This window comes from Roseivirga spongicola (assembly GCF_001592965.1).
GTDB classification, from domain to species: domain Bacteria; phylum Bacteroidota; class Bacteroidia; order Cytophagales; family Cyclobacteriaceae; genus Roseivirga; species Roseivirga spongicola.
Genome location: NZ_LRPC01000001.1, coordinates 1437626 through 1452313, shown reverse-complemented (window position 1 = coordinate 1452313; position 14688 = coordinate 1437626). Strand labels below are relative to the sequence as shown.

17 protein-coding genes and 1 tRNA gene are annotated in these 14688 nt (G+C 41.0%); 1 reads left to right on the top strand and 17 read right to left on the bottom strand.

The window, feature by feature from the left end; genetic code table 11:
• Window positions 1-2: 2 nt before the first annotated feature.
• The 6 genes from AWW68_RS06355 to AWW68_RS06330 form a co-directional block, all read right to left on the bottom strand.
• A complete protein-coding gene (locus AWW68_RS06355) occupies window positions 3-530 on the bottom strand; it encodes an NADH-quinone oxidoreductase subunit J family protein (RefSeq protein ID WP_068218039.1) in 528 nt (175 codons plus the stop codon).
• Window positions 531-1853, bottom strand: coding sequence for a 4Fe-4S dicluster domain-containing protein (locus AWW68_RS19905; RefSeq protein WP_221405969.1), 1323 nt, complete (start codon window positions 1851-1853; stop codon window positions 531-533).
• A complete protein-coding gene (locus tag AWW68_RS06345; RefSeq protein ID WP_068218036.1) occupies window positions 1736-2833 on the bottom strand; it encodes a complex I subunit 1/NuoH family protein in 1098 nt (365 codons plus the stop codon). Before AWW68_RS06345 ends, AWW68_RS19905 begins: the two co-directional genes overlap by 118 nt.
• Before the next feature lie 128 nt (window positions 2834-2961).
• Window positions 2962-3768, bottom strand: a complete 807-nt coding sequence (gene murI / locus AWW68_RS06340; RefSeq protein ID WP_068218033.1) for a glutamate racemase — start codon at window positions 3766-3768, stop codon at window positions 2962-2964.
• Window positions 3769-4314: 546 nt separating this feature from the next.
• A complete protein-coding gene (locus AWW68_RS06335) occupies window positions 4315-4860 on the bottom strand; it encodes a hypothetical protein (RefSeq protein ID WP_157717545.1) in 546 nt (181 codons plus the stop codon).
• Between the two features lie 236 nt (window positions 4861-5096).
• Window positions 5097-5169, bottom strand: a tRNA-Lys gene (locus tag AWW68_RS06330).
• A 71-nt stretch (window positions 5170-5240) separates the two neighbouring features.
• Between AWW68_RS06330 and AWW68_RS06325 the strand changes: the two genes are divergently transcribed.
• A complete protein-coding gene (locus AWW68_RS06325) occupies window positions 5241-5978 on the top strand; it encodes an SH3 domain-containing protein (RefSeq protein WP_068218028.1) in 738 nt (245 codons plus the stop codon).
• Here AWW68_RS06325 and AWW68_RS06320 read toward each other — a convergent pair.
• The 11 genes from AWW68_RS06320 to AWW68_RS06270 all read right to left on the bottom strand — a co-directional run bounded on the left by AWW68_RS06320 (window position 5975) and on the right by AWW68_RS06270 (window position 14636).
• A complete protein-coding gene (locus tag AWW68_RS06320) occupies window positions 5975-7153 on the bottom strand; it encodes an NADH-quinone oxidoreductase subunit D (RefSeq protein WP_455430847.1) in 1179 nt (392 codons plus the stop codon). The two genes, AWW68_RS06325 and AWW68_RS06320, sit on opposite strands and share 4 nt — an antisense overlap.
• Window positions 7154-7191: 38 nt before the next feature.
• A complete protein-coding gene (locus AWW68_RS06315; protein ID WP_068218019.1) occupies window positions 7192-7674 on the bottom strand; it encodes an NADH-quinone oxidoreductase subunit C in 483 nt (160 codons plus the stop codon).
• Window positions 7664-8185, bottom strand: coding sequence for an NADH-quinone oxidoreductase subunit B (locus tag AWW68_RS06310; RefSeq protein ID WP_068218015.1), 522 nt, complete (start codon window positions 8183-8185; stop codon window positions 7664-7666). The genes AWW68_RS06315 and AWW68_RS06310 overlap by 11 nt, the downstream gene beginning before the upstream one ends.
• Window positions 8185-8652 (bottom strand): NADH-quinone oxidoreductase subunit A, encoded by a 468-nt coding sequence (locus tag AWW68_RS06305; RefSeq protein WP_068218012.1) that lies wholly within the window; start codon window positions 8650-8652, stop codon window positions 8185-8187. Before AWW68_RS06305 ends, AWW68_RS06310 begins: the two co-directional genes overlap by 1 nt.
• Window positions 8653-8654: 2 nt before the next feature.
• Window positions 8655-9287, bottom strand: coding sequence for an LON peptidase substrate-binding domain-containing protein (locus AWW68_RS06300; RefSeq protein ID WP_068218009.1), 633 nt, complete (start codon window positions 9285-9287; stop codon window positions 8655-8657).
• A 43-nt stretch (window positions 9288-9330) separates the two neighbouring features.
• The gene (gene icd / locus AWW68_RS06295) at window positions 9331-10557 is read right to left on the bottom strand and encodes an NADP-dependent isocitrate dehydrogenase (RefSeq protein WP_068218006.1); all 1227 of its coding nucleotides are present in this window, start codon (window positions 10555-10557) and stop codon (window positions 9331-9333) included.
• 74 nt (window positions 10558-10631) lie between these two features.
• On the bottom strand, window positions 10632-11450 hold the full coding sequence (gene panB, locus AWW68_RS06290; RefSeq protein WP_068218003.1) for a 3-methyl-2-oxobutanoate hydroxymethyltransferase: 819 nt from the start codon (window positions 11448-11450) through the stop codon (window positions 10632-10634).
• Window positions 11451-11515: 65 nt separating this feature from the next.
• Window positions 11516-12337 carry a mechanosensitive ion channel family protein gene (locus AWW68_RS06285; RefSeq protein ID WP_068217999.1) on the bottom strand — a complete coding sequence of 274 codons (822 nt, stop codon included), beginning with the start codon at window positions 12335-12337 and terminating at the stop codon, window positions 11516-11518.
• Between the two features lie 25 nt (window positions 12338-12362).
• Window positions 12363-12866, bottom strand: a complete 504-nt coding sequence (locus tag AWW68_RS06280) for a phosphoribosyltransferase family protein (protein WP_068217996.1) — start codon at window positions 12864-12866, stop codon at window positions 12363-12365.
• 5 nt (window positions 12867-12871) lie between these two features.
• The gene (locus AWW68_RS06275; protein ID WP_084375592.1) at window positions 12872-13342 is read right to left on the bottom strand and encodes an Lrp/AsnC family transcriptional regulator; all 471 of its coding nucleotides are present in this window, start codon (window positions 13340-13342) and stop codon (window positions 12872-12874) included.
• A gap of 94 nt (window positions 13343-13436) precedes the next feature.
• Window positions 13437-14636, bottom strand: a complete 1200-nt coding sequence (locus AWW68_RS06270) for a hypothetical protein (RefSeq protein WP_084375591.1) — start codon at window positions 14634-14636, stop codon at window positions 13437-13439.
• Between the last annotated feature and the right edge of the window lie 52 nt (window positions 14637-14688).

Genomic DNA, 14688 nt, shown 5'->3' with positions numbered 1-14688 from the left:
TATTAAGCAGCATCTGTTCCCTCCTTTCTTGCGTTACCAGCTATTCGCACTGCTCCAATTAAAGCTACCAAAAGTAGTATACCTATCACTTCAAAGGCCAACACATAATCAGTCATTAGACTCAGTCCAAATGACTTAAGCTCTACTTCTTGCGAGTACTCTTGATCTACCCAAGGCAAATTGGAAAATGCTCCTGAATGAATTGATTGTATGAACAGGCCGAAAATTCCTGCTGATATCAAAAAACCAAAGAGCATTTGATACCTATCGGTTTTAAGTTTTTGCCCTTTCAACCTATGCGTTAGCATTATACCAAATACTAAGAGCACCAATATTCCGCCTACATAAACAAGAATCTGGGTAATGGCAATGAATTCGGCTCCCATGAAAACGAATAAGCCAGCTACTCCAATGAAAGTTAGAATGAGCGCAAAAGCAGCATAAAGTATGTTTCGGGTTACTGCAATAAAGAGCACCGAAAACGCTGTAATGCCAGCAAAGAAGTAAAAAAGTATTGCTTCTAACTCCATTTATTCTTCCTTATCGCTATCCGTGTTTTTAGGTTTAATCTTTGGTTTTATCACTGGCCTTGCAGCCTTTTTTGGCAGTTCCGTCTTGCTCTCTGACTGGTTAGCCTCGTCCTTTTTTTGCTGAACCTTCGGTTTCATTACAGGTCTTGGCTTAGACTTAGCTTCTTGCTCTTTAGGCTCTTCTGCAACCTTCTTGGTAGGCACCTTTGGTTTCACTACCACTTTGGGCTTAGCCCCAGGCACTTTCGGCTTTATCACAGGTCGCGGAGCCTTGTCTGAAGTTTCATTTGACTCTTCGCTCTCTTGCTTCTTCGGCTGAACTTTAGGCCTAACCACTGGTTTTGGCTTAGACTTTGGCTCCTGGCCAGACTCTTCTTCAGCAGCTTTTCCAGGAGACATTTCAGGCTTCACAACCACCTTAGGTTTTGCCCCAGGAACTCTTGGTTTGAAAACCGGTTTCGGTTTACTCTGAGATTCTTCGCCACTAGGTTCTTCACCTTCTTTTTTAGCAGGAATTTGTGGTTTCCCCACCACTTTAGGCTTAGCACCAGGCACTCTAGGTTTAAATGCTGGTTTGGCAGCTCCTACCTTTGGTTTCGCACCCGATGCTGCTTTTTCTTCCGGTACTACCTCTTCCCTTTTAAGCGCCTTGGCAGCCTCTTTCTGCTTATTAAACTCTTCCAATTCCTTCTTCTTCTGAAGAATCTCAAGAGGCGTCATATTGGCAAAAGGCACGTTATGCTCTTCAAAGTCGTATGCACTAAAGTCATACTCATCGGTCATTGTCAGGCACTCGGTTGGACAAACTGTTGTACACAGGCCGCAGAAGCAGCATTTGGCCATGTCGATGTTGAACTTCTCGGCATAAATTCTTCTGGGCGTTCCATCGCTAGTTTTCCCTATTTCTTCAACCGCTCTAAGAGGAATAATATCTATACAGTCTACAGGGCAAACTTTTGCGCATTTATCACAGACAATACAATCGTCAATTTCGTTGTGCAACTTGTAGCGGCCATGGTCCGGAACTGGTAGTTTTTCTTTAGGATATTGAACCGTAAAAATGGCGTTCTGCTTTTCAAAGTAATTATCAGCTTCAGGCACAATAGCTGTTCTTTGAGTACGCGCATCTTTCATGTGCTTGGCAGTTACCTTCAAGCCCGTTTTTAGCGTATCTACAGCAGTCCGTATGTTTCTCCAATAGCCCTTCATATCATCAGCAGCCTCCATACTGCGCTCAACAAAACTAAAAGAATTGAAGCAGGAGTAAGGTACTTCCAACTCAAGTTCATCAGTTGGTCTAGCCTTAGCCTTGGGTATGTCCATCTCACCCACATTTGCACTGCCACCAAAAACAAGGCTTTAGAAATCATCCAGAAAGCTCCCCAAAGGTGACCTGCCAAAGTCCCAGGCTCACCGCTGGTCCATTCTGCCAGTTTTACTGAACCGATATTTGGCAAAAAAGAATTCCAGCCACCTAAGAACAAGATTACGGCTAAGAAAGAAACCAGCAGCATCATACCATATTCCGAAAGCATGATTAACGCCCACCTAAAGCCCGAATATTCTGTATGAAAACCACCTACAAGCTCCGATTCGGCCTCTGGTATGTCGAAAGGAGCTCTGTTACTTTCAGCCAAAGAAGAGATAAAGAAGATGACAAAACCGATAAGCATCAGTGGCGACCTCAGTATGTTCCAAGTAAGAATGCCGCCTACATTTGTGGTTTCAATGCCAAGTGCTTTAATGCCAAAAAGATAATTCTCAGCTTCGGGATTAATCTGATTCCACCAAATACTCTGTTGATAAGTAATTTCTTGAAGATTGAGCGTTTGCGAAATCATAACCACACAAACCACCATTAAGCCAAGCGGTATTTCGTATGAAATAATTTGAGCCACAGAACGCATGGCACCCCAAAGGGCATACTTGCTATTACTCCCCCAACCGGCCATAAGAATACCCACCACATCTAACGACACGATGGCTAACAAGTAGAAAATTCCAATTTGTGCCGATGAACCAGCAAAGTCTGAAGTGAGCGGTAGCACAGCAAAACCAGCAAATACAGCCAAAAAGATAATTACAGGCGCTGGTTTAAAGAGTTTTTTATCAGCCTTAAAGGGAACAATATCTTCTTTCTGGATGAGTTTGAGTAAGTCAGCTACAGTCTGAAGCAGGCCGTAATAGCCAGTTTCCATCGGACCGTATCTATCCTGAATGAAAGCAGAGATTTTACGTTCGGCATAAACGGCAAAAACCGTGTAGATCAGTAGAAAAATAAGGAAAAATAGGAATGCGTACACGCTATAATTCTGCCCTTGGTTAATGCAAATAAAACACTTAATTCTCGGATGTGATAATCTGTATCCTACCGAATTACTAGGTTATTAATTATCTCGCCCCAAATTTAGTTCAGACACGCTAATTGAACCTACTCCCAGAGAATATGTTTTTCCAACGGCACTTTTCTTCCAAAGAAGAGCTCAGCTGCTTTTTCAAAGGAAGGCGTAATATCGGAAACTAAGAATTCATGGTCTTTAGAAAGCTTTTCAGCTGCAAGGCCTTCTGTCTCTAAATAAGCCTCTAGAGCTTTAGCAACAATTACTGAAGAATCTATTACTTCTATCGCTCCTCCATAAAACTTATCAATTGCATCTTTTATGAGCGGATAATGAGTACACCCCAAAATGAGGGTATCAATACCTTCCAAAACAGAATCACTGAGGTATTGCTCAATGATGGCTTCAGAGATGTTATTGTTATGAAAGCCCTCTTCAATCATTGGGACCAATAATGGAGTAGCCAAGGCAGAAAACTTTATAGAGGGATCTTTGAGCTTAAGTTGATATTCATAAACGCCAGAACCCACCGTTTGCTTAGTACCAATTAGCCCTACATGTTTTCCTGCATATTTTTCGGCCACATAATTCACTACAGGATCTATTACATTAAGCACTTTAGCTTTTGATCCTACATAGGCCTTTACTAACTCATAGGCTGCCGCAGAAGCAGAATTACATGCTATCAGTATAAGCTTGGCATTCTTCTGAAGTAGAACATCGCAGATTTTAACCGAATAGGCCTGAATGGTTGCAGCAGACTTATCTCCGTATGGCAAATGAGCAGAGTCTCCAAAATACACTAACTGCTCATTTTTTAGCAAACGATAAACTGCATTAGCTACGGTTAAGCCACCTAAACCACTATCGAAAATACCTATAGGATTATCATTTTTCATTGGTTGCTAAGATAACGCGAGTTTATCAGAACAGTATTTAAGGGTTACAAAAAAGCGCAAACAAAACCCACCGCCAGATTGCACAATGACGGTGGGCTGTAAACTTAATTGATTGCTTAATCTATAATCAGTTCATGTCTTTTCTTTGGTTCAAAATTTATTTAATCAAGTAGCTTGATGGGAATCTTGGGCATTGACTCCACATCAATTGCTACCTGTTAAAACCCGAATACAGATTACTAGCAAAAAATAGAAGCGAACAAACACCTCTGCTAGGGCGGTTTAACTTTTGGTAAACACAATTCCTATCCATTCAAAGACAGAGCCCATGAACTTCATTTAAAAAACATGTATTCAGGATTAAATGACTGCCTTGGTAATAGTGCCCAACAGCCTGTCATTACTCACAAAGTATAGCTGAGCATTAAAAAAATCTGAACCCGATAAAAAATAGATCAAGGGAGGCAAAATGCCTTTTTTAGCTCTTATAAATCCTCTGGAATAATGACCAAGAGCATCATCAAATGCTCTCAATAGTAGGAATGATTACACCTCGCGCGGGGGTTCAGTAGGAACATCTAGCTTTAGAGTAGAGTAAAAATGATTGCTTTCGATTGCTTTAGTGGCCTCTACCAAGCCAGAAAAGGGTCTTTCACCCAAGATTGATTTATTGTAATTGAATTCTTTAGAAATAACTTTTGCTTGCAGCTTACCCACAGCATCTAAAGGTGAGTCTGCTTCTGTGGTTGAGATCCATTCATTGATTACCGACTCTAAAAATATCTTGTAGTTATCGGCAACTACTTTCATCTCCAAAGTATCGTTTCTGTAGCGCTGCTCTAATACTCTATAGAACTTACCTCCTTCTTCATAAGAAGTATTTACCACTTTGAACTCTTGATCATCTGGCATGTAAGGCACAGAGATAGGCACCTTAATCAGTTCAATATTACTTTCATCGAATGATTCGGCATAGATTTTCTCAGACCACTTGTTATCAATATGCTTGCCCACCCAATAGTCTGCCGCAAAGTATCCGAACTGATACATTGCCAAACAAAGAAGGAGCAATATGGCCGAGAGTTTCTTCAAGAGAAATGTTAATAATCACTAAATCTAAAGAAAACTGTTTAACTAAAAAACATTATCCCGGCTAATGATTCGTAGATTTCGAATATGCTATTATCACCAGTTTTCTCGGAGAAATTGAAAAGCCCTCAACAGAAAAGCACTTTACTTATCTGGAAAATTGTTTTAGATAGCGAACGGTTTCTGAACCAAGAGGCAATAAAAAAAGCCTCTGAAAATTCAGAGGCTTTTAGGAGATGTGATCTGGCTGGGGCTCGAACCCAGGACCCTCTCCTTAAAAGGGAGATGCTCTACCAACTGAGCTACCAGATCAAGAATTTTTTTTGTGTGATTAAGGTCGTTTTCCTTAATTGCGAGTGCAAAGGTAAGACCTTAGAAACAAAATGCAAAACAGAGCTTTCAAATTTCTACATTTAATATTCATCGGAATCATTTTTATTTCTCAAACCGCTGTTTCACAGTCGGTTACAAATGAAATAAAAGAAGCAGATTCTTTATTCTCCGCGAGAAGATATACTCAATCGCTCAGAATTTACGAGAAAATCTACACCGAATCACAAGAAGCAACGCCCGCAATGCTGCTAAAAATGGCTTACAGCAATGAGGCAATGGGCAATCTTGGAAAAACTTTTCTCTATCTGAACGACTATTATCGCTTAACTGCAGATGAAGACGTGCTAAAAAAAATGGAGCAACTCGCCACGGTAAATGGTTTAGAGGGCTACAACATGTCTCAGTTTGAGCAGGCTAAAAAGATTGTAGAAGACTATAAGCTTCAGATTTTAGGAGTGCTATTCGCGCTATGTATTCTGATACTCGGAATGATGTTCAGGAAAATCAGGAAGCACAACATCAAATCACCTAGCCTGGCCATTAGCCTTGTGATTGTACTAGCCTTAGTATTCTATGTCACCAACCTGAACGCTAATAAGACAAGGGCTTTGGTTATGCAGAGTAACGCCTACCTAATGACTGGCCCTTCGGCTGCCGCAGAACTCATTGAAGTGGTTGGACAAGGCCATAAAGTAGAGGTAATAGGGAAGAAAGACATTTGGTACGAAATCAAATGGAGAGGTCAGAGAGCTTATATCAGGGAGAATAACCTGAGGGAACTACTCTAGCGATCTACTTCGCCCAGCACTATATCAATTGAGCCAATTACCGCTATAAGGTCTGCTATTTGACCACCTTTAGCGAGCTCATTGATGATGGAAAGGTTGACAAAGCTGGCTCCTCGAGCTTTGCATCGGAAAGGAATATCCGATCTTCCGTCTGCTCTAAAGTAGAAGCCAGTTTCACCTTTAGGATTTTCTGCTCGTACATATAAATCTTGGGCTTTAGGACGAATCTTTTTCGGCACCATAGCACGAGGGTCAAAATCACGATCTCTTTTGTGCTCTTTAGTGAGCTTTTCTAGTGACTGCTCAATGATTCTGATGGATTCATAGCACTCTTGTACACGAACCCAAGTTCTGTCCCAACAATCACCTAACTGCCCCATCTGACCCTTTCCTATAGGGATTTCGAAGTCAATTTCTGGGTAAACCGAATAGGCATCAACTTTTCTCAAGTCATATTTTAGGCCAGAGCCTCTGAGCATCGGGCCAGTAATGCCATAATTAATGGCCAAATCTATTGGCAACACACCCACATTGGCTGTTCTATTGACGAATATGGCATTATCGATAACTACATTTTCTAGCTCTTTAAGCTTAGGTTTTAGGTATTGAACAAACTCCAAGCACCTTTCCTCAAAGCCTACAGGCAGATCGTAAAACAAACCTCCTACCCAAATGTAGTTGTAAAGCATTCTAGCACCTGAAACCCACTCAAGTAACCTGAGAATATGCTCACGATCGCGCATCATCCAGAAGAAGGCGGTTACTGCCCCAATATCCATTCCGTAGCTACCGAGTGCTACAAAGTGAGAGGCTAACCTATTCAACTCAGCCACAACCACACGAATGTACTCTACGCGCTTCGGAATATCTTTATCAATGCCCAGCATGCGCTCTACTCCCATAGCAAAGGAGTGTTCGTTATTCATGGCAGCCAGATAGTCCATTCTATCCGTAAATGGTAAAGTTTGATTGTAAGGCAGATTCTCCGCATGCTTTTCAAAGCACCTATGCAAATAGCCAAGGTGAGGCACAACCTCTACAATCTGTTCTCCAGAAGTAACAACCTCCAAGCGTAGCACTCCGTGGGTAGACGGGTGTTGCGGACCAATATTCACAATCATCTCGTCATGCTTCAGGTCTTCCTGACGGAATTTCTGAGGCGCTGATCTATTCAGATTCTCGTTGTCGAATATGTATTGAACTTGATTGGCCACTAATATTTTACTTTCATTCCACGGTAATAGGTCTGCTCCTCGTAATCTTTTCGCAAAGGGAAGCCTTCCCAATCTGCAGGCATTAGAATTCTTCTTAAATCTGGGTGATTGTTAAAATGAATGCCGTACATATCGTAAACCTCACGCTCTTGCCAATCGGCAGTTTTCCAAAGCTCTACCAATGAATCCACTTCAGGCTTCTCTCTGTCAAGTAATACCTTGATCATTAAATGAAGGTCATTGGGAATTGAATAGAGATTATAAATCACCTCCATCGTTCCAGCTTCAACGCCATTATCTAAGCCTGTAATACAGGAAAGCATATCGAAGTAAAGCTGCTCATTCGCATGAAGAAAAGTCATCACCTCCACCAAACTTTCTGTAGGTGCAACAATGCCTTGAGGAGTGGCATTTTCAACCAACTCAAATGGTTTGTTGGGGAAGCTTTCTTCCAGCAATATTTTGATTTCTTCAGCCTTCACTTTCTGCCAATAGTTTTTCTACTGCTTTAGGAGCCACAATAGACTCACTTCTAATTTTATCCTGAAGTTTAATGAGACCTCCAATCAATGCTTCTGGTCTTGGGGGACAGCCAGGCACATACACATCTACCGGAATGATTCGGTCTACTCCTTTCACTACATGGTAACCATGCTCCCAATATGGACCACCACAATTGGAACAAGAACCCATTGAGATTACGTAACGAGGCTCCGCCATTTGCTCATAGAGTCTTCTTACCCTATCGGCCATTTTAAAGGTTACTGTTCCAGCCACAATCATCACATCGGATTGCCTTGGACTGGCTCGAGGAATTACTCCGAATCTATCTAGATCGTAAGGGGTAGACTGAGCGCTCATAAACTCAATTGCACAGCAGGCAGTACCGAAACCCATTGGCCACATAGATGATAACCTCGCCCAATTGATAAGGTCTTCCAGTTTGGAAATTATAATTCCGCCTTGCCCCAGTTGCTGATCGAGTAACCCCATTAATTCATGTATTTTTTATAGGCTTCCGAAGGAATTTTCGAAACGAAATCTGAAGTCCTTTGCTGCGGCTTCACCCAATCCAAGTAACCTTTTCTCCAGGCATAAACCAAGCCCAAGGCAAGGATAAAAATGAAGATGAACATTTCTACCAAGGCGAACCATGCCCATTGCCAATCAGTTCCCTCAATCATTTCCTTATCGCCAAAAATGATAGCCCAAGGAAACAGGTAGATAATCTCAACTTCGAACAAAAGAAAGATCAGAGCGACTATATAAAACTTAAGATTGAACTGCCCCCACGCAGAGCCTACAGTATCCTCTCCCGATTCATAAGTAGTTAACTTCTCATAATTGGGACGATCGGGACGAATTACCTTTGCAACGAATAACATGATCGTTCCGAAGACCAAGGCCCCTAAAATAAAAATGAGAATGGTACCGAACTCAGAAAGATTACTTTCGATCATATTTAAAAATTCAGCGGATCATGATGCTGAAAATGGCCGTTCATCTTAATCTTCTCCTTGGCTCTTTCCATTTCACTAACCAACGGCAAAGCCCTTTTGAGATGATTAATCATATAAGACTGTCTTTGAGACTCCCTAACCATCTGAAGCATGTCATACTCCTGCTCCAAAGATAAGCCTAATTTATGTGCTAACTCAAACGAATTCTCAACGAGATCTACATCAAAAGTACTTTCCATCTTTAAAACCTCAATCAATCGCTTAGCTAGCGTGCGTAGTTCCTGCCATTGTTCGGGGTTCTGATCATGAATATTCTCAATTGGCTCAACCTCTCCCCCAGCATAAAGCTTGGACTCTAACTTCTCTTGAAAGGAGAAAATTTGCACAGCATTAGTACATCTGGTAATAACATCCATCTCACCAGTAGGGTAGCGCTTCACCAACTTCTCAACCTTCATTTCGCTACCGAAATCTCTAATCATTTCATTGAACAGAGGGATAACAAAAGTCTGGTTTGACTCTAGACACTCGTTGATAAGCTGCTTGTACCTTGGCTCGAAAATATGCAAGTTGACTTGCTCTCCGGGAAAGGCAACCAGCTTTAGCGGAAAAAAAGGAACAACTCTTTTAGCCATGAAAAAACACTTTATTAAAAAAGCCCCTGAACGGGGCTTTTGTTTACATGTTTTTCACAATTTCTTCTCCGAATTCGGAGCACTTGAGGAGCGTTGCTCCGTCCATCAGTCGTTCAAAATCGTAAGTAACTCTTTTAGAGGCAATAGCCTTTTCCAGTCCTGAATAAATAAGGTCTGCAGCTTCTTGCCAGCCGAAATATTCTAGCATCATAGCACCAGAAAGAATTACTGAACCAGGGTTCACCTTGTCTTGACCAGCATACTTTGGTGCAGTACCGTGAGTTGCTTCAAAAATTGCAGTACCTGTTTTGTAGTTGATGTTTGCACCAGGAGCAATTCCGATACCTCCAACCATAGCAGCTAAAGCATCAGAAACATAGTCTCCATTAAGGTTCAAGGTAGCAATTACTGAATATTCAGCAGGTCTAAGTAGAATTTGCTGAAGGAAAGCATCGGCAATTACATCTTTGATAATCACTCTGTGACCATCCTTTTCGATCACTTGCCAAGGTCCTCCCTCATAATCTTGAGCACCATATTGGTCTTTAGCCAATTCGTAACCCCAAGATTTGAAGGCACCTTCAGTGAACTTCATGATGTTACCTTTATGAACAAGGGTAACTGAATCTCTTTTTTGGTCGAAAGCGTAATCGATAGCTCCTTTAACCAATCTATGAGTTCCTTCTTCAGATACCGGCTTAATTCCGTAGCCAGCTGAATCTGGGAATCTTACTTTTTTGAATCTAGTTGGGAAGTTCTCTTTCAACAAGTTCGCAAACTTAGCAGCATCTTCTGTTCCTTTTTCGAACTCAATACCTGCGTAGATATCTTCCGTATTCTCTCTGAAAATAACCATATCACAAAGACCTGGCTCTTTTACCGGAGAAGGAGTTCCTTGGAACCATCTAACAGGGCGCACACAAGCATAAAGATCTAGCTCTTGACGAAGCGCTACGTTGAGTGATCTGATTCCGCCTCCAACTGGAGTTGTAAGAGGCCCCTTAATTCCCACCAAGTACTCTCTAAAAGCTTCTAATGTAGCAGCAGGCATCCACTCACCTGTTTCATTAAAAGCTTTCTCACCTGCTAAAACCTCTTTCCACTGAATGGATTTAGCTCCATTATAAGCCTTAGCTACGGCACTATCCAATACGTTTTTTGCAGCAGGCCAAATGTCTACACCCGTACCATCTCCTTCAATGAAAGGAACCGTAGGGTTATCAGGAACATTCAGCACACCGTTATTGATGGTTATCTTTTGTTCACTCATGATTAAGCTTTAGAATTTTCTTAATTAAAAATTTAGGATGCGCAATGTAATAAAATATGTCTTTTTTAAGATTACTAGTAGCTTTCCTTTTCGTTAGGAAAGTCGCCAGATTTAACATCTTTTACGTAATTGGCAACGGCTTCATTTACAATATCTCCCACTTGAGCATATTGCCTCAAAAACCTTGGTTTGAATTCTGCGGTGATTCCCAACATGTCGTGCATTACTAACACCTGACCATCTGTATGCGGCCCAGCACCAATACCTATAGTTGGAATTTTGATTTGTTCTGAAACTCGTTTGGCTAACTCGGCCGGTATTTTTTCTAAAACAATACCAAAACAGCCACACTCCTCTAGCAACTTAGCGTCAGAAATAAGCTTTTCTGCCTCTTCTTCTTCTTTAGCACGCACCGCATACGTACCAAATTTATAGATAGACTGTGGCGTAAGTCCCAAATGCCCCATTACAGGCACACCAGCACTGAGCACTCTGGTAATAGACTCTTTTATTTCAGCACCACCTTCCATCTTTACCGCGTGCGCACCAGACTCTTTCATTATTCTAATGGCAGAGCGCAATGCTTCTGAAGAATTACCTTGATAAGAACCGAAAGGAATATCTACCACCACAAAAGATCTGTCGACAGCTCTAATCACCGAGCTGGCATGGTAAATCATTTGGTCTAAAGTGATGGGGAGGGTAGTCTCATGGCCAGCCATTACATTTGAAGCCGAGTCTCCCACCAAAATAATATCCACTCCAGCACCATCTATCAATTTGGCCATAGAATAATCATAAGCAGTAAGCATAGAGATTTTCTCTCCTCGCTCTTTCATGCCTTGAATTTGGTGTGTGGTTATCTTCTTTATTTCTGATTTATGAATGGACATGCCTATAAAATTAAAGGGGTAAATATAATCATTCACCCCTTTGTGATATGTTTTGAATCGATGTTCTACTTTTCGTTATAAACGTGGACATCTCTTTGCGGAAAAGGGAAAGAGATACCTTCTTTATCGAACTCCAATTTTACTTTTTCTATCATATCGAAGTTCACATTCCAGAGTTCAGAAGTGTCTGTCCAGGCTCTTACCTGAATATCTACACTACTATCTCCAAGGTTTGTAACACGAACAAATGGAGCAGGATCTTTGTGAATACGCTCATCTGCAGCTAGCAGGTCTTGAATAATCTTTTTTGCCTTTTCAAAGTCATCAGCGTAGTCAATTCCAAATACCTTATCCCATCTCCTTTTTTCTTCATGAGAGAAGTTGGTGATATTAGAATTTGCAACAGAACCATTTGGAAGGTAGATAATCTTATTATCTGTGGTTCTAAGTATTGTATTGATGATAGTAACTGAATGAACAGTACCAGACTCTCCATTTACCTCCACAAAATCGCCTGCTTTAAATGGCTTAAGCGTAAGAATAAGCATTCCACCAGCAAAATTACCCAAAGAACCCTGTAGTGCTAAACCAAGCGCTAAAGACAAACCACCTAAAATGGCAACTAGGCCCGCTGTATCCGCTCCAAATCGCTTTACAACTGCTATTAACAGCACAGTGGTTAATCCAATTTTGACAACTCCGAGCAAGGTTGGGATTAGAGTAGGATCTACATTTTTCTTGGTTAAAATCTTTCTGAGAGTAGAAACCAACCTTTTGATAACCCATAGACCAACTATGAGTATAACGAAGGTTAAAAGTAGGTTTAAGGCGAAAGCAATTATTGCTGCGCTATGCTCATTCCAGAGTTCTTGTAAATCAAAGTCCATCTTATATGTTTTAGTTTAAGAAAAATTAGTACAAATAGGCGCCAAACTCCTCCTCTGTCAACTTCACGTGGATATGTTCTTCTATAGTTGTTCCCAACTCGAATCCTTTATAGTCTACAGCTACAGGAAAACGCTTATGAGTTCTGTTAACTAGCACGGCCGTCTGAATGTTCCGAACTGGCATTTTCAAGAAAGGATCGAAAGCATAAATCATGGTTCTACCCGAGTTCAACACATCATCTACCACAATTAGGGTGAAGTCTTGAACATCGGGTTCTGCAGAATAGCTTACAATGGGCTGACGCTTAGCATCTTTATCAATGTCTATTCTAATAAGCTCAACTGGTATCTCAGAAATGGCATTCATTTCTTTTTGAATCAGCTGGGCAATTTTCTCTCCATTGTTGGCTATTCCTGCTAAATAGATTTTTTCTGCATCGTGGTTATTCTCATAAACCTCATAGGCCATTCTTCGAATGATCTGCTCGATCTGAGACTTCTCCAAGATGCGCTTCTGATTTGTAGACATAAATGCTATTCTGGAATTGGCATTACCTTGCTATCCTTAAAGGTAGAGAGGATGACCATTGACTGCAAGTTGTCTACCACAGAAATATCACTCACTTTTTCTAGCATTAACTGCTGATAAGAGGCAATATCCTTGGCAATTACTTTCAACACAAAGTCGCCAGAACCTGTAACGTGATGACACTCAATAACTTCTTCGATTTTATTGATGGCCTCCATGAAAATCTCAATATTGGACTTGTTATGTCCTTTTAGAGTGGCATATACAAAAGTGCTCACCCCCATACCAATTTTGTCAGTATCTAGCTTGGCATGGTAGCTTTTAATAATTCCTGAATTTTCTAGCTTCTTCACCCTTTCTAAGGTAGGAGCTGGCGAAAGGCCAATTTCTTTCGAAAGCTGAGCATTCGTGATTTTAGCATTCGACTGTAAAATGTCGAGTATCTTTCGGTCGATTTTATCTAGTTTCAGATTCACGATTTATATAATTAGATGCAAAATATAATTCGGTACAAATGTATAAATATCGAAGAATATTTTATGCACTTCAAGAGATATTCGTCTCGCAGAATTATGTCCGTTTTTTGATTTCCTTCTTTAAGTCTCTGGCTTTCTCGTTAAGACTCTCTCTTCGCTTGGTGTTGTCGCGAATGATATCTATGCGGTCCATCGCGCTCTCATATTGACCAGATTCAACCTCATATTCGGCCAAATAATACTGAGAATACAAATAGTACCCAGAGTCTTCCTCATCTACCAGACTCTCTGTAAAGTTGATGACATTTTGAAAATGAGTAGCGGCAACATCATCGTGCTTTTTCATTTTGTTGAGATGCCCCAAGTAAAAACTTGCGTATCGTCCACTGATTTCTTCATACCCCGCTTGTCCTTGCTCTATTCTGTTTAGAATTTCGGTAGACTCAGCTGCGGCTTTGTCGTACTGACCAACGGTATAAAGCATTCTGGCATAAAACCGATGAAAGTAGGCGTTGTCCGGGTATTTTTGATGAACATATTCACCAAGTCTTAGCGCATCAAAGGTTTCATTAGTTTCAAAGGCCTTTATGCGCATTAGAAAATAAGTAGCCTCAATTCTCGTATAGAAGGCATTTTTGGCCACTTCATTGAGTTGCTTTAGGCCAAGCTCTTTGTCTCCTTTAGGAAAAAATAACAGCACAGGCCTTAACATAGGATAGGTTTCTCTGATCCAAATGGAATAATAATTAAAGAGCGCATCTCCAAAAAGAATCTCTGGGCTAAAGCTCTCATTACCCTGGGTTATTTCAAGGTACTTCAAGGCATTTTTGCCGGCACTAGCTGCCCTCATCCAGTTTTTCTTTTCTGAGTGATAGCGACCAACAAAACCGTGTGCTCCTGCCAAAAAGAAAGCTGCTTCTATGTTAGATTCATCTGCATCGTAAATAGCCTCAGCCTTGGTAATGGTAGTATCCATGTAGGCCAGAAATTCATCGCCTAAAGGTGACTCTTTATCCAAATTGGGCATCATTTGCCACCAAGTACTTATCCCGAACAGGAAGTATGGTAGTGGATGATCTGGGTAGTTGTACTTCATCCAATTAAACTCTACCTCAGCTTTGTGAAACTTGAAGTTGTACATATTGTCTACAGCATCTGTAATCTGAAGCTGCAGAGCCATATTCAACAACAGATATTGTGTAGAATCAGAAGATTGTTGAACAGTTGATGCCCGAGACACGCCTCCGCCCAGCAAACACAAAATCAGAAAAGACCTTAACGCTAAATTCTTCATACTCAATATTCAGGCAATATTACTGCCGCTTATTCCAATAGCCATACACTGA